Below are 18,649 nucleotides of genomic sequence, written 5' to 3'. Positions count from 1 at the left end.
TTTATTTTTGCGGTTTTTGATGTTCTAACAGTTGTATATTTTTCTCATTTGATTCTTTCATGTGTCTTAATAACGAAACGATACTCCAAGTAAACCAAATGAGGACAATCAGTAAAATGATGATGATCCACATGCTGGGGCATCCAATCTGCTGAATGCTTCTTTTTGCATGTATCAAGGATACCGTATAATGAATGTATTGAAATGAACAGTTCGTGCTATTTATTCGACAAAGGAAATAGAACAGTTGGTTAACAAGTTGATATAGGTATGAAGGAGAGATATGGATGGTTTTATACTACGGCCCCACAGGAGCTCCAGTAGAAAATCCAGGAGAAGAATTCATGAAAAGAATTTTCTTTCAGGAGGGTGAAGAGTATTGGAAACAAGGAAACGGTGAATCTTCCATTGAGATAGAAGAAGATTGGGAAAGTGAAAGTCTAGTTTTCTTTTATACGGAACCGTATGGGTTCTTGATCATGAGATATCCAAATTTTTTGGTCCCTTTTAAAAAGGGAGAAAAAATTGAAACGATCGAGCATTTGGTCGCAGGCGCCCCATTGTATGTGCCGTCATGTAGCTACATCAATCGGGATCAAGCTTATCAAATCGTTCACCATTTTTTGACGACAAAAACAGTTCCTGACCTTGTTCAATGGGTTGAGTTGAGGGATATTGATTATAAGCATGCTAATTAAAACTGTTATTTTTTAGATTAATATAAGTTTTTAAAAGTGTTATTGAAATAAAAGAAGTAATTTTAATATATAATTTTTCGATGAATTATTAAAGAGGGATTTAAATTCCTTTATAGAATAGTAGAAAAGATTAGCTTAAATTTAAACATGTTTTGATAGAGGTTCTCTAAATCATTAATTAAGAATTAATTTATTTATAGAGGGGTTTAATATGCGAAAAAAAATAATCTGTGAACTTGCCAATGAGTTTGAAAAAAATGAAAAAGATATTTTAAGTCTTCTACATACTGGTAAGAATATTACACCATATAAGACACATTTTAATAATAAAGGTAGAGAAATAATTAATAAAGACCATATAACTAAAGAAGAGCAAATTATTCTAAGTTATTATAAGTTACTGTTAAATAAGTTATGTGCAATTAGATTTCCCAATAGATCATATACTATGACGGAATTGATGAATTTAATGCCAAATATTCATAAATATAAATCTTATACAATCTTTAGATTCGATATTAAGAATTTTTTTTATAAAATTGATCCAAAGAAAAGCCTAGGCTATATTAAGAAAACTTTAAACTTAAGAAGTAATGAATTTGTTTTTTTAAATAATTATACAGAATCTCAAAATAACCTTATTCCGGGATTAGGTTTACATAATTCACTGGTTGAGATTTGTGGATATCATTTTGATCTAACAATCAAAAAAATATTTAGAGAAAATTTACTGTATTACTCTAGGTATGTAGATGACTGTATATTAGTTTTCGATGAGATTATAACAGAAGAAGTCATTAAAGGAGATATTTTGAAATTGTTAAAGTGCTGTTTTGGGGATAAAATAGAGCTCAATCTCAACGAATCGAAAACAAAATATGTTAATTCGAATTGGGAAAGGTTCGAAATAGATTATCTCGGTTATACTTTTCAAAAAGATCAATCTGAAAAATTGAAATTCGGAATATCAGAAAAGAAGCTAGAAAAGTATAAAGGTAAAATCGATAATATAGTTTTAGAATATTGCAATAGCAATAATGTAGACGTTTTAAGCTTGAAATTAGAGCTTTTATTTAAAAGAATTGTTTATCTTGGTAATAGAAAAAACAACAATAAATATAGATGGCAAGTTAGAGGATTAAGTGAAAATTATAAAGAGCTGAAGAGATTTATGAAAAAGAATGATGATTTTTCACGTATAACAAAAAATACTCAGAATTTTTTTAAAAAGGAGGTTCAGTTAAGTTTCAGGAAAAAAAATATACAAATACCTGCTAAAATCAATAATCAAATAAAAAATAAAAAATTCATTTCGAGTTTCATCAATAATAGAGCACTGCTTCTTCATAAAAAAATAGGTTTAAAACATAATGATTTGAAAAAGAAGTTAAAAATATTGACCGATGAGAATGTAGATGGAAGAAGTTACAGTGATCTTGCAAGTGAATTTTTGATAAAAATAAAATAAAAGATGGTGATTTATTACCATCTTTTTTAAGAAATTGCAAGTGCAAATCCTTGATATTGTGTATAGATAATATAACAAAAAAGGTATGGTGTGTCAATAATGGTTAAATTGACTAAATTTAATAGACAAAAAAATGATTACTTATTAACAGATTTGCTTCCTTATGAGAAAGGTAATCATTATACTCATAGATACTTCTATGATTTTCTTCAAAAAAGAAAAAAATTTTTAAACAAATTAATAAATGATATTAAGAATAATGGACAATACTTTGGACCGAAATGGCATTCAGCTCCTTTGAAATTCCTTATAAATAAAAAGAAGGAAGAGTCTAGAGAAATTTCGTTAATTAATCCATTAGGCTTGATTGAATCTCTGGTATTTATTAGCCTATTTGAGAGCGATTTACTAAATATTATACATAATAAAGAAAGTTTTTCTTTCAGAAAAGCTTTTAGAACGAATAGTTTGGTTTATAAAAAAGAAAATAATCAGACAGTATACTACTCAGATAAAAGTTCTAAACAACAACTTATCATTTCACTGGAATCAAGCGGAACATATTTCAAACAATACCCTTTTAAAACTATTTCGGGATTGTTAAATAGTAATGTTTTTTCATATTGTAGAGATAAATATAGTTTACTATTAATGATAGATATACAGGAATGCTTTCAAAGCATATACACGCACTCTTTTAAATGGTTAATAACAAATAAATCATACGATTCGAAAAAATTAAATGGCTCAAGTTCTTTATACAGTAACATAGATTCTTTTATGCAAAACCTGAACGGGTCAAAAACTAACGGTATTATAGTAGGGCCAGAGATAAGCAGATTACTCTCTGACTTTTTGTTAACCCATATAGATGAGAAAATCATAGAAAGTTTAGCTGAGAAAGGTAAAATACAGAGAACTGATTATTATATTTTTAGATTTGTAGACGATTATTTTATTTTTACAAATGATGAGCCTACACAAAAACTTATAAAAGATATTATTAAAGTAGAATTAAGTAATTTTCAATTAAAAATTAATGAGTTTAAAGTGACTAAGATTAGTAATGAAGATAATGTTAACAATTGGATATCAGAATTAACACCTTTAATTCAAACTATAGATGAGATATTTCCTTCTAAAGATGAAATCCAATTAATAAGTAGTAATCCTCAAATTAATGATATTAGTAGGGGGATTTTAGAAGTTGCAGCAAGCAATAGTTACGGAAATTCTAATGCAATTAACAAAATTAAATATAATGATCTCAAAAATAAAAGTATTTTATTGATCAAATCTACTCGGGAAAAAAAACTGATCAGCTCATATATATTGAGTACAATAGTAAAAAAAGTTGAAAGAATGGGTGATGTATTTTCAATAAAGAAAATGAACTTAAAAGATTTCTTTAATTTTATATTCTATATTTATTCACTAAATGTAAGCTATACTTCAACTCAAAAAATGACAAGAATTCTCTCATTGGTATTAGGGCACAACGATTGGGATGTAATTAATGCAGTCGAGTCGAGTATAGAAAGATTTGAGAATGAAATATTTACTAAGTATCAAGCAGATTGGATTGATTTAACTCTAATTCTCTCTACATTTAATATCCAAATTTCTTATAAATCAATTGAAAAAATAAAAAACAGTCTAATAAATAGTAAAAATCCATTGCATCTATCCGCTCTATGTTTATTACATGAAGCAGGGTATATACAAAGTGAAAATTTCACAAAGAAAATTAATCATATTATTTATGATAATGTAAAAAGAATTAATTGGACTGAATTTTTTCAAGATGATTTAAGTTGGTGGGTATTTATTTTCTTATCCTATCCTAAACTGGATAATCAAATTTTCGAATATATTAGGGGAAAGGTAAATTGCGAAAAATTAAAATTAACTGACGAAAAAAAAATCGGTGATAATTCAGATTTAGCTAAATTGTTAGTAATAGACTTTTTATTAGAAAACGATCAACATTTTATTGAATGGAATTTCACAAGTGAGAGGTATTACGAAAAATTTTATTTTTATACAAAGGACAGAACAGTTTTTAATCCAAACACTAATGATTTAATTCATATTTCAATATAATATGAATATTACTTCAATTAAATACCGAAATTTATATAGAAATTGAATTCCTTTGTTAAAATTCAAATAAGCTTCTAAGGTAATAGAAGCCAGGATTATAGACTGGCTTCTATTTTTTACTTCCCCTTCTCCCGCTTCCGTTTCTCCTTCTCCGCCCGGTAAAACTCATGAAACATCTTCATCAGCGCGCGTTTCTCTATCCGAGACACATAACTCCTTGATATGCCGAGCTCCTTGGCTATTTCCCGCTGCGTTTTCTCTTTCTTTAAGTCCAAACCGAATCGGCCGACGATCACTTCTTTTTCTCGGCCGTCGAGAATGTCGATATATTCTTTTACTTTTTCAAGCTCCATGTTGAGCTGAATGGTATCAATCACGTCTTCATTTTCTGATTTTAAGACGTCAATTAATGAAATTTCGTTGCCTTCTTTATCCTGACCGATGGGGTCATGCAAAGAGACGTCCTTTTTTGTTTTTTTGAGTGCGCGTAAATGCATAAGGATTTCGTTCTCGATACACCGCGCCGCATATGTCGCCAGCTTTGTTCCTTTTCCAGAGGAATAGCTTTCGATGGCTTTAATGAGTCCGATCGTCCCGATGGAGATGAGGTCTTCAGCGTCTTCCCCGGTATTTTCAAATTTCTTGACAATATGGGCGACGAGCCGAAGGTTATGTTCAATCAGCATGTTTCTTGCGTGTTCATCGCCCTCTGCCATGAGGGCTAAGTATTTTTTCTCATCATCTCCCGAAAGGGGTTGTGGAAAGGCATTGTTTTTGACATAGGACACTAAAAACACCAATTCTTTGACCATCAATCCCATCGCTGTAAATACTCCTGCCACGATTTTCACCTCCACCATGTTTAGGCCGCTGCCTATATCCTCAAATGTATGTGAAGGAAGGATTGTCTGTGTCTGTACGATGAAAAAATCATCTTATTTGAAAGAAACGTGCTTCTGTGCGTATGTTTTTGCTGCACCTCTCATATGTTTGCGGTTTCTTTGCGGTGCTTGGCGGTCTAGAAGCGTGCTAAAATATGTAATATTAGACCGAAAAGGAAGGGGTTTTTTCGGAACATGGGGAAGGTTCTTTCTTCACATGTCGGTATGAAAATTAATGAATGGTATCGAATGATACGGCAGTTCAGTGTTCCAGATGCGGAAATCTTGAAAGCGGAAGTAGAAGCGGAAATTGAACGTATGGAAGAGGACCAGCATTTACTGATTTATTATCAGCTCATGTGTTTTCGGCACCAAATTATGCTCGACTATATACACCCTTCAAAATATCAACCTTTCTCAGTATCTAACCTTGTCGATAAAATCGAAAATTCCAATCATGAGTTATCTGATATGCTGCATTATTACCATGCATTTTTTCGTGGCATGCATGAGTTTAGTCAAAAAGAATATTTGGAGGCCGTCAAATATTATCGCATGGCAGAAAAACAGCTGTCTATGGTATTTGATGATATTGAGCAGGCCGAGTTTCATTTTAAAGTAGCAGAAGCCTACTATATAATGAAACAAACGCATGTCTCCATGCACCATATTTTAAAAGCGCTTGAAATATACGATCAGCATGATGCATATGCCATTCGCATTATTCAGTGCCTCTTTGTCATCTCAGGAAATTATCAAGATTTAAAACGTAAAGATCGAGCACTGCCTCACTTGAAAAAGGCGAAACAACTCGCATCCGAAATTGATCACCCGCGCATTTATAGCTCAGCACTCTATAATTTAGGGAAATGTTACGGGGAGTTAGGTTATCGAGAAGAAGCAGAACGATATTTAACCGAATCGGCTGACCTCGCCAAAAAAGAGCTGCTTCCCACGCTGCCTCATACACTTTATACACTGGCCAAGCTGCTTTTTAGACAAAATGAGCAGACTGAAGCAAGGCGCATATTAGAGGATGGGAAATTGGCCGCAAAGAAGCATGAAGACCAGCTGTTCTGTCATATGTTTGAGTATCTGGATGCTTTATATGTTCAGGAAATCAATGAAGAACAACTGCAAAAAACCATTGATTATTTGGAAAAACTTAGCCTATACTCTTATATAGAGGATATCTCACTAGAAATTGCGACAGCCTTAGAAACCTCTCAACAATACCAGAAGTCCAACCAGTATTATCAAAAATTGTTATGGGCTCAAAATCAAATCCAAGAAGGAGAGTGTCTGTATGAATTCTAAGCAACGTTCGACAGTTGAAGAGAGAAACCAAACGTGAGACAAAAAGCGGGCCTAATGGGCCGGCTTTTTTGTGTGAAAAAGAAGCGTAGACGATCACGAAACTTGAATGAATTCATCAGAAAGCGGGCAATTTAATGTGTAATGATGTTCTGTGGAGGCGGTCTGATGAAAGGGTTGCATATCTTGTTATGTATATTGGTATTATGCGTTTTTGTTCCTGATAACATAGAGGCGCGTACATTAAAAAGAATCGACCTAGAAAAAACGGGACGAGCCTTTTGGGACATGAGAGAGGAACGAAAAAAGATTGCGTTAACCTTTGATGATGGGCCTCATCCGGTATACACAAATCAAATACTAGATGTACTGAGAGAGCATGAAGTGAATGCCAGTTTTTTTGTCATCGGGAGCCGTATTCATGCATATCCCCTGCTCGCAGAGCGGATTGTGAGCGAAGGAAATGAGCTTGGCAATCACACGATGAACCATACGTATTTTGACCTTTTGTCATCGAAAGCAATCAAGCAAGAATTAAAAGAATCAGCGGCTCATATCGCTTCTCTCCAGCCTGGCGGACCCTTATTATTTCGTCCCCCGGGCGGGCGCTTGACGATGAAGTCATTCCGCATTCTTTCAAAGCAAGGATACGATGTCGTGATGTGGTCCTTTACGCAAGATCCGAAGGACTGGTCTAGGCCAGGTGCACACAAAATTGCCAGCCGTATTATTGAGAATATTCAGGGCGGTGATATCATCCTTTTACATGATGGCGGAGGAAATCGTAAGCAGACAGTAGAAGCGCTGAAACAAGTCGTACCTGAACTAAAGAAGAGGGGCTATGAGTTTGTGAAAGTGAGCGAACTGCTGCACCATGACAGAGATTATCTGCCGGTTCAATTACAATAAGAAACAGTCATTCATTGAAACCAAAAGTCTTGTCGTTTACTATATGAAGAGGGCTTTTGGAGGTGAATGTTGTGAAGAAATTTGTTTTCCTTTTCATCCTGTTATGTGTTGCTGCTGGGTGCTCAAAACCAGCGCAGGAAAGTGTGATTGCATTTGGTGACAGTAACACAAGAGGATCGAACTGGGATTTTCGAGATTATCCAACATCTGAAAAATGGGTGAATCTCATGAAAAACGTCGAGCGCGGCCAAATCAAGGTACAGAATGCCGGAATTGGCGGGCAGACAACGGAAGATGCGAAGCTGCGCTTTGAGCAGGATATTTTAAAACAAAAACCAACTTACGTCCTCATCATGTTCGGTACAAATGATGCGGCGATTCTAGACGGGAAACATCCCCGTGTGACAAAAAAACGATTTAAAGAAAACTTATCCTACTTCATTTCTGAAAGTAGGAAAGAGGGAATTACCCCGATCCTCATGACGTGCGTGCCTGTGGTGGAAGGAGGCAAAAAGGGCTTGTATTATTACTCTAGATATAAGTCATCTTATTTTGCTGAGAGAGGCGGGGCGAGAGCTTGGCAAAACTCATACAATGACATCACAAGACAAGTAGCTGAAAAACAGCAAGTGCCGCTTGTCGACAATTGGAAAGCGTTCATCCGAGAAGCGGGTGAAGATAGTGACAACGCCTTGATTCAGTCTGGCCTCATTGACCCTTCTGGCAATCATATGACACCAAAAGGGGCAAGAATCATTTATAACGAAATCAAAGAGCGTGATGTCATTAAACATTTTTAAATGCAGGCCATCAGCCTAAACAAGACGATCCATCTTGCATAGTCTAACAGTATATCTTCCTAGAAGGAGGTAACTGATATGTGGGGATGTCCTTATCCTTACCCTGCGTGTTCACCTTATCCAGCTCAAGGAGCAGGAATCGGTTACGCTTTTCTTGTTGTGTTCCTTGTCGTTATTTTGGTCGTAGGTGGAGGGTTATGGTTTTGGAATGAACAGCCTTGCAAATAAGACACCTCTTCTTTGATCAGAAGGGGTGTTTTTTACGGAAAATAGTAGTAAGCCTATAGCGCAAGTGATATAATATCAGTCACCTGAGTTTAAAAAAGGAGAGTGCTCGGGAGGCATGGTTCCTGGATATATGGAATTAAGAGGAAACAGAGAGCATATGCCCGAGCGAACGTCTTTTCATTTCTGTCTCAATTAATTCAATGAAGTCGCGATTTAAGTTCATTTCATTTGCTTTATAATACGATTCTATAAGTAAATCATCTGACAGCTTTTTCATACTAGAAACCCATATGATGGGAAAAACACCTCCCCTGAAAAAGTTGGCATAAAACTTGAGGAAAAGACATATCATCATAGGTTGATCGAATGTCTTTGAAGTACCTTTAATCTACCATGAATGGGAAACAAGAACAATCGTTCTGTTATCCACATGGTTAAGTGGATAACTTGTGGGTAGAGTGTTTATAATTGAATGAAAGCGTGATGAAATATAGGTGGATAATGTGTGTAAAATTATCCACACCTGTTGAAGGTCCTCATCATATGTCGAAAACTTTTTCATTGTATTCGATAGACAGACAAATTGTGATTTGATTCGACACAATCGCTGAAAAACCAATGGAAGAAAGGGTGCAAATTGTGCTAAAGAAGTATTTCTTACCGGATGAATTTGTGAAAAGTATTTTCCACATTTCGCCGCAAAAACTAAAAGAACGAAATGTAAAAGGAATTATTACGGATTTAGATAACACACTAGTAGAATGGGATCGTCCAAGTGCGACCCCGCGTTTAATTGAATGGTTTCAAGAGATGAAAGATCACGGGATACAGGTGACGATTGTATCGAACAATAATGAAAAAAGGGTCAAGCTTTTTTCTGAGCCGGTTCATATCCCGTTTATTTATAAAGCGAGAAAACCGATGGGAAGAGCCTTTAATAAGGCCGTCGCTGATATGCAATTGAAGAAAGAAGATGTGGTTGTCATTGGCGATCAGCTTATGACAGATGTGCTTGGCGGAAACAGGCATGGCTTCCATACCATTTTGGTTGTACCTGTTGCGGCATCGGACGGATTTTTCACGAAGTTTAACAGGCAGATTGAACGCAGAATTTTAGGAGCCTTAAAGCGTAAGGGCCACATTCAGTGGGAGGAAGAGTAATAATGGAAAAGGTTGTTTGTATTGGCTGCGGTGTAGCCATTCAGACGGAAGATAAAGATCAATTAGGATATGCGCCGGCAGCATCTCTATTGAAAGAAGATGTGATCTGTCAGCGCTGTTTTAGGTTAAAGAACTACAATGAAATTCAGGATGTATCTTTAACAGAAGACGACTTTTTAAATATTTTACACAGCATTGGCGAGACTGATTCTCTGATCGTCAAGGTCGTTGATATTTTTGACTTTAACGGAAGCTGGATTAATGGACTGAGCCGTATTGTTGGTGGTAATCCCATTTTACTTGTCGGCAACAAGGTAGATATTTTACCGAAATCCGTGAAAAAAGACCGTCTTGTTCAATGGATGAAGCGGGAAGCAAAAGAAAATGGGCTCAATCCGATCGATGTGTTTTTAATCAGTGCGAGCAGAGGACAAGGTGTGCCTGAGGTCATGGAGGCAATTGATCATTACCGTGAGGGCAGAAATGTCTATGTTGTCGGCTGTACAAATGTTGGGAAATCAACATTTATTAACCGTATTATCAAAGAGGTGTCTGGAGAAGAGAATGTGATCACCACATCCCAATACCCAGGGACAACACTTGATGCGATTGAAATCCCGCTTGATGACGGGTCTGCTTTATTCGATACACCGGGTATCATCAACCGCCATCAAATGGCGCACTATGTCGGCAAAAATGACTTAAAGATTTTAACGCCGAAAAAAGAATTGAAACCGAGAACGTTCCAGTTAAATGAAGCTCAAACGCTTTACTTTGGCGGACTGGCACGATTTGATTATGTAAAAGGCGGCAGAACATCCTTTGTCTGCTATATGCCAAATGAACTCAACATTCATAGGACGAAGATGGAGAATGCAGATGACTTATATGAAAAGCATGCAGGTGAACTGCTTTCACCGCCATCAAAAGAGGGAATGGAAGATTTCCCGCCGCTCGTTCCGCACACTTTCACCATCGATCAGCCAAAAATGGACATTGTCTTTTCAGGATTAGGCTGGGTGACTGCAAATGATGCTGGGAAACAAATCAAAGTGTATGCGCCAAAAGGCGTGCACGTGTTTATGAGACGTTCGTTAATTTAAATGTTCAGAGGGGGAGAGACCTTGAAACCTTTATACGGAGTAATCGGTAACCCTGTTGGCCATTCAATGTCTCCGGATATTCATAATGCAGCATTAAAGGATGCTGGAATTGATGGACATTATCATGGCTTTCAAGTAGAAAATGATGACCTGAAAGATGCGATTAGCGGCATGAAAGCGTTAGGAATCAGCGGCATTAACGTCACTGTTCCGCACAAGGTAGAAATCATGAAGTACCTCGACAAAATTGATGTGACAGCTGAACGCCTTGGTGCCGTCAATACGGTGCGTCTCGAAGGAGATCAGCTCGTTGGGTACAATACAGATGGAGAAGGCTTTCTTCATTCATTGCTTGAAGCGTTGGATCAGCCGTTATCAGAGCTGTCATTTCTCCTGCTTGGTGCTGGTGGAGCAGCAAGAGCGATTTACACGACAATTGCTGAGTATGCACCGAAACAATTTGATATCGCCAACCGCACCATTGAAAAAGCTGAGGCTTTAATTGAAAGTGCCGATGGGAAAATCACATCTCGTGCCATTGCATTAAATACAGCAGAAGAGCGGCTTGGGGAATATGATGTCATCATCCATACGACCTCGATTGGTATGTATCCGAATGTTGAAGAAACCCCGATTCCTTTAGCGAACGCAAAAAAAACAGCGGTCGTTTGTGATATTGTGTATAATCCAATAGAAACAAAGCTGCTAAGCGAAGCAGCCGGGTTAGGTTTGAAAACAGTCGATGGCGTCGGCATGTTTGTTGGTCAGGCGGTAAGAGCCTTTGAACTGTGGACGGGCATTACACCTGACGCCCGAAAAATGAAGTCAATTGTCATAGAGAAATTAGGAGGAACACCATGTTAAAAGGTAAGCAAAAACGTTTTTTACGTGCGCAAGCACATCATTTATCACCTATTTTTCAAGTTGGAAAAGGCGGGGTAAATGACAATATGGTCAAGCAAATTTCCGAGGCGCTTGAAGCAAGAGAACTTTTGAAAGTCAGCGTATTGCAAAACTGCGACGAGGACAAAACAGAGGTTGCAAAAGCACTTGTAAAAGGTGCAAAAGCTGAACTCGTTCAAACGATCGGAAATGTGATTGTCCTTTATAAGGAATCAAAGGAAAATAAACAAATTAAGCTGCCGTAAAGGTGGATATGATATGAAAAAAATAGGATTGTTCGGCGGTACGTTTGATCCCCCGCATAATGGGCATTTGCTGATGGCAAGTGAGGTGCGTTTCCAAGTAGGGCTTGATGAAATTTGGTTTATCCCAAATCACAAGCCCCCTCATAAAACGGGCCGAAAACGAGCAGAGAGTCATCACCGCGTAAAAATGGTGGAAAAAGCGATTCAGACAAATCCTCATTTTCGAGTTGAGCTTATTGAAATGGAGCGGGAGGGCCCATCTTATACAGTAGATACGGTTGAGCTGTTGAAGAAGCGCCATCCTGAAGATGAGTTCTTTTTTATGATTGGAGCGGACATGGTCGAGTATTTGCCGAAATGGCATAGAATCGATGATTTGCTTCAGATGATCACCTTTATTGGGATGAAAAGACCAGGATATGAAGGAAGTACGGCGTATCCTCTTTTGTTTGCAGATGTTCCGGCTTTTGATGTATCATCGACATTGATTAGGCAGCGAATGAAGCAGGGGAAACCTGTTGATTATTTGATTCCGAAAGCGGTTGAGTGTTATATAAAGGAGCATCATTTATATGAATCGTGAAGAAGCTTTAAACTGTGTCAAACAGCAGTTAACAGAGCATAGATATACACATACAATTGGGGTCATGGAGACGGCCATTTCATTAGCTGAACGTTTTGGTGCAGATGTGAAAAAAGCAGAGATCGCGGCTATTTTCCACGATTATGCTAAATTTAGACCGAAAGAAGAAATGAAGGGCATCATCCAGCAAGAACAGATGAACCCTCTATTGCTTAAATATTCACCTGAGCTTTGGCATGCCCCAGTTGGTGCCTATTTGGTCAAAAAAGAAGTTGGAATTGACGACCAAGATATTTTAACAGCCATTGAATTCCATACGTCCGGCAGACCGAACATGACATTGCTTGAAAAAGTTATTTATGTTGCCGATTATATAGAGCCAGGACGCCATTTTCCTGGTGTAGAGGAAGTAAGAGAGTTAGCAGAGCAGGATTTGGACCTTGCCTTGATTCAATCTTTAAAAAACACCGTCAGCTTTTTAATGAAAAAGAATCAGCCAGTTTTCCCAGATACACTTGCTACTTATAACTCACTTGTGCAAAAGAACAACTAAGGAGGAATTTTGATGGATGCATCATCAATTTTAAACATCGCAGCAGGAGCGTGCGATGATAAACGGGCAGAGGACATTATTGCCCTGAATATGCAAGGGATCTCACTTGTTGCAGATTATTTTCTCATTTGTCACGGGAATTCTGACAAACAAGTACAGGCCATTGCAAGAGAAGTGAAACACCTTGCAGAAGAAGGCGGCATCGAAGTTAAAAAGATGGAAGGCTTTGACGAAGCAAGATGGGTCTTGATTGATCTAGGAGATGTCATTGCTCATGTGTTCCACAAAGAGGAAAGAGGATACTATAACTTAGAGAAGCTTTGGGGAGATGCGCCGAGAGAAACGCTTTCGCTTGGCATTAACTCATGATTTATCAAGGGTTTGCAGGTGTGTATGATGAGCTCATGACACATGCCCCTTATGATGAATGGGTTCAGTGGATACAGCGGTATATCAAGCCAAATAGTGCGATTATCGATGTAGGCTGTGGAACTGGAGAGATCTCTCTTCGGTTAGCTGCAAAAGGCCACATGGTCACAGGAATTGACCTAAGTGAAGAGATGCTGGCATTTGCGCAGCAAAAAGCACAGGCTCATAAGCAGTCTATTCAATTTTTACATCAAGATATGAGAGAGCTTGAGGGGTTTGAACAAACTTTTCAAGCAGCGGTTATTTGCTGTGATTCTTTGAATTATCTAAAAAACGAAAATGACGTCAAAAAAACCTTTAAAAACATGTTTCAGCTTTTAGAGACAGGTGGGGTTTTATTGTTTGATGTTCATACCCCTTTTAAAATGGAAGAGGTATTTCCTGGCTCTACTTATGCCGATCAAGATGAAGAGATCAGCTATATTTGGCAGAGTGATCAAGGAGATCATCCATATTCGGTCATTCATGATTTAAGCTTTTTTGTAAAAGACGGAGACGTGTATGAGCGTTATGATGAAACGCACGAACAGCGTACATTTCCTTTTGAAACATATGCAGAGTTCCTTGAGTCCGCTGGCTTTGAACAGATTGAAGTGACCGCTGATTTTACAAATGAAGCACCTCAAGAATGTGCAGAAAGATATTTTATTTCAGCGAAGAAACCAAAAACCATCGTTTAATGGAACGATGGTTTTTTAAAACCCTTTTTTCGCTTATTGCGAACATGTTTAATTTCTGAGATCATCAGTAAACACACTCGGCGGGTATTGATGCGCAACCGCTTCTACATCCTCATCGAACTTGTCATGAGTGTTCTGGAAAAGCTGATGGAACATATCTTGAACACCTGCTTCAAGTGCTTTAATACCCTCGCCGGTGACGCCGCCTTTTACACACACCTTCTCTTGCAGTGTAGGCAGGGTATACACCCTTTTTTCAATCAAACGGCCAAGTCCTACAAGCATATCTTCTGATAAGGTGGTGGCTTCTTCTTTTGAAATATCCGTTTCTTCAACAGCGGCTTCAATCATTTTCTGAACAAGAAAGCTAATAAAGGCAGGACCGCAGCTGACAATATCTGAGGCTGCCCGTGTGATTGAATGATGAATTTCTATTGGTGTTGAAATGCGGCAAGCGAGTTGTCTGAGCGCTGCTTTTGTCGTGACATTGCATGATGAACCAAATGTTAAAAGTGATGCGCCTGATAACGCGCGGTTGGTGATGCTTGGGATCAGTCTGGCTGTTTGACAAGGAACAATGTCTTGAAGCTGTTCAGGATGAACCGGACTTGTAATGATGACAATGGTTTGCTGTTCTTTTAAAAGTGGGCTCAGTTCTTTTAAAAGCGGATAAATATCAAGTGGTTTGACACAAACAAAGATGAAATTTTTATCTGTTACAGCTCCTGAAAGCTGTTTCGTCACTTCGACCTCTGGGTGATTCTTTTTTATATTGAACGCTTTTTCGATGGTCCGATTTGTAATGGTGATGGATGAGGGATTGACTGCTTTTGATTCAATAAATGCCTCAGTAAGTATGGTACCCATGTTTCCTGTACCGATTAACCCTATATTCAAACGTTCTCCCTCCTTAGACGCATAGGATCTGTTATCTTCTAAACAGTATGTGAAGCAGCGTGAAAATATGATTGAAAGAAGCGTGAACAAGTGAAGCAGCTCATTTCGTTGAAAAAATACAGTCTTTATCTGATAGCGGGAATCATTATCCTCGTCATCATCTGTTTCTTCTTTTTAGCAGGAAAAGAGAAAGGCAGCGCCGAGCTAGGTGTATTGAAAGAACAACATGAAACGCAAGTCACATTAGAAGAAAAACAAGAGAGTGCAGAAAAAGAGCCAACATCCATCGTAGTAGAGGTCAAAGGAGCTGTACGGAAGCCGGGCGTTTATGCATTTATGGCTGAGGACAGAGTTGAAGAAGCCATTAAAAGAGCAGGTGGTTTTACGAGCAAGGCAGATATAGTTGACATCAATCAAGCAGCAAAATTAGAGGATAGTATGATGATTTATGTACGAAAGAAGGGGGAGGCTGACAAGCGGGGACAAACAGCAGCGGCTGATACGCCGCCGGGAAATGAAAAGAGTCAAGGGGTGAATGTCAATCAAGCTGATGCAGCGGAATTGCAGACCATTAACGGAATAGGCCCAGCCAAAGCGGAAGCCATCATTGCGTATAGAGAAGAACATGGAGAATTTCAGCAAATTGAAGATTTACGGAATATTTCGGGTTTTGGAGAGAAGACCATTGAACGGCTGAAAAATCAACTGACGGTCAAGTAGAATTGACGGTATAGAAGAAAGGCATGTACACTTAATACCAACCATCATTCTGGAGGGATCAGCTCGTGGAGAGAATTTCATGGAATCAATATTTTATGGCTCAAAGCCATTTGCTTGCCTTGCGAAGCACCTGTGAGCGGCTAGCTGTTGGGGCAACGATCGTAAGAGACAAGCGCATCATCGCAGGTGGATATAATGGATCCATTGCCGGTGACGTGCATTGTGCAGATGTAGGATGCTATGTGATAGATCATCACTGCGTTCGTACAATCCATGCAGAGATGAACGCTATTTTACAATGTGCCAAATTTGGTGCACCAACGGCTGATGCTGAAATATATGTGACGCATTTTCCTTGCTTGCAGTGCTGTAAAGCGATTATTCAAGCAGGTATTCGAACAGTGTATTATGCGAAGGATTATAAAAATCATCCATATGCTGTTGATTTATTTGAACAGGCCGGAGTTCAAACAGAACAGGTAGAACTAGATGAGATGATTATTGACTTAAAAAACCAAGAAAAATTAGCCTTTGTTGCGGATTTAATAGGCAAACTAAGTGAATCAGGACGTAGCGAAACAGAAATTCGTCAAATGCATGAAAAGGCGAATCAATTATTTACTTCCTATGTTTAAGTATTTGCCGTTCGGGGCGATTTCAGCAGCTGCTGGAATTGCTCTGGCCGCATATCATCTTCATTTGTATTTTCTCCTTTTTCTTCTAGTATTTCTTCTTTTCAGTCTGCTGAAAAAAACAACCCAGCTCTTTTTAATGGTCAGTTTGTGTGGAACGATCTATATGCTCATTTTTATGGTGCATCAGTTTTTTGAAACGGATCATCCCATGCAAGAAAAAGCATCTTCTCATTCGGTTGTGATTGAAACGATCCCGAAAATAGATGGCAATCGCTTTTCAGCGACTGTTTCATCAGAGAATCGTCGACTAGCGGCATTTTATACGATTCAAACGGAGCGTGAAAAAGAAGCGCTAAAAGATGTTGGGCCAGGTATGAGCTGTCATATGACAGGTGAGATGCGGTTGCCTAAACAAGCAACCATACCGAATGGCTTTCAATATGATCAATTTCTAAAAACAAAAGGCATTGATGCTATTTTCTTAACGCAGTCTATGAAAAGCTGCACGAAACATGACAGCCCTTCACATGACCTTTCATCTATTAGGCAGAAGGGGTTGAAATTTCTAGAAGATCACGTTCCGAAGAATTCTGTTGGGATTGTGCAGGCACTTATTTTTGGCGATCGTGATTTAATAGACCCTGATACATTAAGAGATTATCAAATGCTTGGCATCATTCATTTATTAGCCATTTCAGGACTTCATGTTCAAACATTGCTCGCTTGTTTATTTTGGTGTCTACTCCGTGCTGGCGTGACAAGAGAGACAGCGCGTATTTTTTTATTATCCTTTTTGCCGGTTTATGCTTGTTTAACAGGTGCTGCACCGTCTGTGTTAAGAGCCTGTCTCATGGCTGGAATTTATTTAGTCATCACAAGCCTGCCAAAAGAAATGAAACAGCCTTCTGCGGTCGTGTTAAGTGCAGCGTTCTTGCTTTTATTAGCCATTCAACCACTTTATATATTTGATGTCGGTTTTCAGCTGTCATTTGTGGTGACCTTATTTATTTTGCTATCCACTAGTATTTTATCAAAAGCAAAAAGTTCGGTGATGCAGTTATTTCTCATTTCCTTGATTGCACAGCTTGCTTCGCTTCCTGTTCTTTTATATTATTTTCAACAATTTTCCTTGCTGAGTGTTCCTTTAAATATGATGTTTGTTCCTTTTTATACAATGGTTGTCATGCCTCTGTCCTTATTCTTTTTTCTTTTATCTATCATTTATCTTCCGCTTGGACAAACACTGTTTCAGCTGCTTGATTGGGTGATCCAGTTTAGTCATCAATTGTCTGCACACATGGCTGCTTACGATAGTCTTACTCTCATTTTTATGAAATCGACATGGTGGCATGTGCTCCTAGAGGTTTCCTCCATTGTTTTTCTATTCATTGTGATGGAATGTAAAACTTCTATCAAATCTTATCTTGTGCCGATTTTGATTCTCGTTTGTGTGCTGGCTGTACACTATTTCACGCCGAATTTTCTTCAAAAAGGAGAGGTCACGATGTTAGATGTAGGACAAGGGGATAGTTTGTTTATTCAGCTACCTTATCGAACCGGGCATATATTAGTTGATACAGGAGGCAGGCTTTCTTTTGAAGAAGAGCCATGGAAAAAAAGACGTAAAGTATCTACAATTGGGGATCAAACCCTTATTCCATTTCTGCATTCTAAAGGCATAGCAAAACTTGATGTACTCATCCTTACCCACGCAGATCAAGATCACATGGGAGAAGCGATGCGGTTAATAAAGCGAAATAAAGTCAAACGCCTTGCAATCCCAAAAGGCTTTGCTCGAAATCCAGAGGATGCGCAGCTTTTAAAGGAAGCGGCTGATCAACGGATTCCTGTAGATGAGTTGGAAAGAGGGGATCAGCTGAGAATTGGAGGACAAAAATTTGACGTTCTGCATCCAGCACGTGACCAGGTGACGAGTAAAAATAATGATTCACTGGTCCTCACCTTTACGCTTGGCGGCAAGCGTTTTATGCTGACTGGGGATCTTGAACAAGAAGGGGAACGAGACATCATTCAAGCTTACCCCAAGCTACGAGCGGATGTCTTGAAGGTTGGGCATCACGGGAGTAAAGGATCAACAAGTGAAGAATGGCTTCAGCATTTGAATCCGTCATATGCACTGATTTCAGCAGGTGAACGAAATCGGTATCTGCATCCTCATCAAGAAGTTTTGAAAAAATTAAATGATCATCAAACAAGGGTGTATCGTACAGATATCGATGGAAGTGTGACCTATGAATTTCTTGAAGAGGATGGAACATTTTACGCTCATCCTCCATATGATATCTTACAAAATCAATAAAAAAACTGCCAAAACGGCA

The 18,649-nt window shown here is 38.2% G+C and carries 22 protein-coding genes; 18 read left to right on the top strand and 4 right to left on the bottom strand.

Going from position 1 to position 18,649, the window contains the following annotated elements; all coding sequences use genetic code 11:
* Nucleotide 1 precedes the first annotated feature (1 nt).
* Entirely contained in the window at nt 2–133 is a 132-nt protein-coding gene (locus tag ACRRMM_RS02980) for a hypothetical protein (RefSeq protein WP_019743202.1), read from the bottom strand.
* Between the two features lie 154 nt (nt 134–287).
* Here ACRRMM_RS02980 and ACRRMM_RS02975 point away from each other — a divergent pair, with 154 nt between their 5' ends.
* The 3 genes from ACRRMM_RS02975 (at nt 288) to ACRRMM_RS02965 (ending at nt 4,269) form a co-directional block, all read left to right on the top strand.
* The gene (locus ACRRMM_RS02975; protein ID WP_019743203.1) at nt 288–698 is read left to right on the top strand and encodes an Imm1 family immunity protein; all 411 of its coding nucleotides are present in this window, start codon (nt 288–290) and stop codon (nt 696–698) included.
* A gap of 211 nt (nt 699–909) precedes the next feature.
* Nucleotides 910–2,166 (top strand): reverse transcriptase domain-containing protein, encoded by a 1,257-nt coding sequence (locus ACRRMM_RS02970; RefSeq protein WP_019743204.1) that lies wholly within the window; start codon nt 910–912, stop codon nt 2,164–2,166.
* Nucleotides 2,167–2,265: 99 nt separating this feature from the next.
* Nucleotides 2,266–4,269: an RNA-directed DNA polymerase gene (locus tag ACRRMM_RS02965; protein ID WP_019743205.1), complete on the top strand. Its 2,004-nt coding sequence runs from the start codon at nt 2,266–2,268 to the stop codon at nt 4,267–4,269.
* Between the two features lie 116 nt (nt 4,270–4,385).
* On the opposite strand, the gene sigK is transcribed toward ACRRMM_RS02965, so the two are convergent.
* Nucleotides 4,386–5,114, bottom strand: coding sequence for an RNA polymerase sporulation sigma factor SigK (gene sigK / locus ACRRMM_RS02960; protein ID WP_058014952.1), 729 nt, complete (start codon nt 5,112–5,114; stop codon nt 4,386–4,388).
* 231 nt (nt 5,115–5,345) lie between these two features.
* Between sigK and ACRRMM_RS02955 the strand changes: the two genes are divergently transcribed.
* From ACRRMM_RS02955 to ACRRMM_RS02940, 4 genes are all read left to right on the top strand, one after another.
* Complete coding sequence (locus tag ACRRMM_RS02955; RefSeq protein ID WP_019743206.1) at nt 5,346–6,467, top strand: tetratricopeptide repeat protein; 1,122 nt, start codon at nt 5,346–5,348, stop codon at nt 6,465–6,467.
* Nucleotides 6,468–6,632: 165 nt separating this feature from the next.
* On the top strand, nt 6,633–7,373 hold the full coding sequence (locus tag ACRRMM_RS02950) for a polysaccharide deacetylase family protein (protein WP_428828451.1): 741 nt from the start codon (nt 6,633–6,635) through the stop codon (nt 7,371–7,373).
* A 71-nt stretch (nt 7,374–7,444) separates the two neighbouring features.
* Entirely contained in the window at nt 7,445–8,173 is a 729-nt protein-coding gene (locus tag ACRRMM_RS02945) for an SGNH/GDSL hydrolase family protein (protein WP_188092722.1), read from the top strand.
* Nucleotides 8,174–8,251: 78 nt separating this feature from the next.
* Nucleotides 8,252–8,401, top strand: a complete 150-nt coding sequence (locus ACRRMM_RS02940; RefSeq protein WP_003217499.1) for a hypothetical protein — start codon at nt 8,252–8,254, stop codon at nt 8,399–8,401.
* Between the two features lie 136 nt (nt 8,402–8,537).
* On the opposite strand, the gene ACRRMM_RS02935 is transcribed toward ACRRMM_RS02940, so the two are convergent.
* A complete protein-coding gene (locus tag ACRRMM_RS02935) occupies nt 8,538–8,678 on the bottom strand; it encodes a sporulation histidine kinase inhibitor Sda (protein WP_003217327.1) in 141 nt (46 codons plus the stop codon).
* 362 nt (nt 8,679–9,040) lie between these two features.
* Here ACRRMM_RS02935 and ACRRMM_RS02930 point away from each other — a divergent pair, with 362 nt between their 5' ends.
* The 8 genes from ACRRMM_RS02930 to ACRRMM_RS02895 are packed head-to-tail and all read left to right on the top strand — an operon-like array spanning nt 9,041 to nt 14,058.
* A complete protein-coding gene (locus tag ACRRMM_RS02930) occupies nt 9,041–9,562 on the top strand; it encodes a YqeG family HAD IIIA-type phosphatase (RefSeq protein WP_008356191.1) in 522 nt (173 codons plus the stop codon).
* A 2-nt stretch (nt 9,563–9,564) separates the two neighbouring features.
* Nucleotides 9,565–10,665: a ribosome biogenesis GTPase YqeH gene (yqeH, locus tag ACRRMM_RS02925; protein ID WP_007501357.1), complete on the top strand. Its 1,101-nt coding sequence runs from the start codon at nt 9,565–9,567 to the stop codon at nt 10,663–10,665.
* Nucleotides 10,666–10,686: 21 nt separating this feature from the next.
* The gene (aroE, locus tag ACRRMM_RS02920) at nt 10,687–11,529 is read left to right on the top strand and encodes a shikimate dehydrogenase (RefSeq protein ID WP_017358031.1); all 843 of its coding nucleotides are present in this window, start codon (nt 10,687–10,689) and stop codon (nt 11,527–11,529) included.
* Nucleotides 11,523–11,813, top strand: a complete 291-nt coding sequence (yhbY, locus tag ACRRMM_RS02915) for a ribosome assembly RNA-binding protein YhbY (protein WP_008342507.1) — start codon at nt 11,523–11,525, stop codon at nt 11,811–11,813. Before aroE ends, yhbY begins: the two co-directional genes overlap by 7 nt.
* Nucleotides 11,814–11,826: 13 nt before the next feature.
* Nucleotides 11,827–12,396, top strand: a complete 570-nt coding sequence (locus ACRRMM_RS02910) for a nicotinate-nucleotide adenylyltransferase (RefSeq protein WP_008342505.1) — start codon at nt 11,827–11,829, stop codon at nt 12,394–12,396.
* Complete coding sequence (gene yqeK / locus ACRRMM_RS02905) at nt 12,386–12,949, top strand: bis(5'-nucleosyl)-tetraphosphatase (symmetrical) YqeK (protein WP_035390865.1); 564 nt, start codon at nt 12,386–12,388, stop codon at nt 12,947–12,949. The genes ACRRMM_RS02910 and yqeK overlap by 11 nt, the downstream gene beginning before the upstream one ends.
* Nucleotides 12,950–12,961: 12 nt before the next feature.
* Nucleotides 12,962–13,318 carry a ribosome silencing factor gene (gene rsfS / locus ACRRMM_RS02900; protein ID WP_008342502.1) on the top strand — a complete coding sequence of 119 codons (357 nt, stop codon included), beginning with the start codon at nt 12,962–12,964 and terminating at the stop codon, nt 13,316–13,318.
* Complete coding sequence (locus ACRRMM_RS02895) at nt 13,315–14,058, top strand: class I SAM-dependent DNA methyltransferase (protein WP_428828450.1); 744 nt, start codon at nt 13,315–13,317, stop codon at nt 14,056–14,058. Before rsfS ends, ACRRMM_RS02895 begins: the two co-directional genes overlap by 4 nt.
* Before the next feature lie 48 nt (nt 14,059–14,106).
* Here the strand turns inward: ACRRMM_RS02895 and comER are convergent, their stop codons facing one another.
* Nucleotides 14,107–14,955 carry a late competence protein ComER gene (comER, locus tag ACRRMM_RS02890; protein WP_428828449.1) on the bottom strand — a complete coding sequence of 283 codons (849 nt, stop codon included), beginning with the start codon at nt 14,953–14,955 and terminating at the stop codon, nt 14,107–14,109.
* Nucleotides 14,956–15,045: 90 nt separating this feature from the next.
* On the opposite strand from comER, the gene ACRRMM_RS02885 reads away from it, so the two are divergent.
* From ACRRMM_RS02885 to ACRRMM_RS02875, 3 genes are all read left to right on the top strand, one after another.
* Complete coding sequence (locus tag ACRRMM_RS02885; RefSeq protein WP_428828448.1) at nt 15,046–15,675, top strand: helix-hairpin-helix domain-containing protein; 630 nt, start codon at nt 15,046–15,048, stop codon at nt 15,673–15,675.
* A gap of 65 nt (nt 15,676–15,740) precedes the next feature.
* Nucleotides 15,741–16,310, top strand: a complete 570-nt coding sequence (locus tag ACRRMM_RS02880) for a ComE operon protein 2 (protein WP_008342495.1) — start codon at nt 15,741–15,743, stop codon at nt 16,308–16,310.
* Nucleotides 16,303–18,630: a DNA internalization-related competence protein ComEC/Rec2 gene (locus tag ACRRMM_RS02875; RefSeq protein ID WP_428828978.1), complete on the top strand. Its 2,328-nt coding sequence runs from the start codon at nt 16,303–16,305 to the stop codon at nt 18,628–18,630. Before ACRRMM_RS02880 ends, ACRRMM_RS02875 begins: the two co-directional genes overlap by 8 nt.
* Nucleotides 18,631–18,649 lie beyond the last annotated feature (19 nt).

Origin of the sequence: Bacillus sp. XT-4, assembly GCF_050864245.1 — a bacterium.
Lineage (GTDB): Bacteria > Bacillota > Bacilli > Bacillales > Bacillaceae > Bacillus > Bacillus altitudinis.
This window is presented reverse-complemented; position numbering and strand designations above follow the sequence as displayed.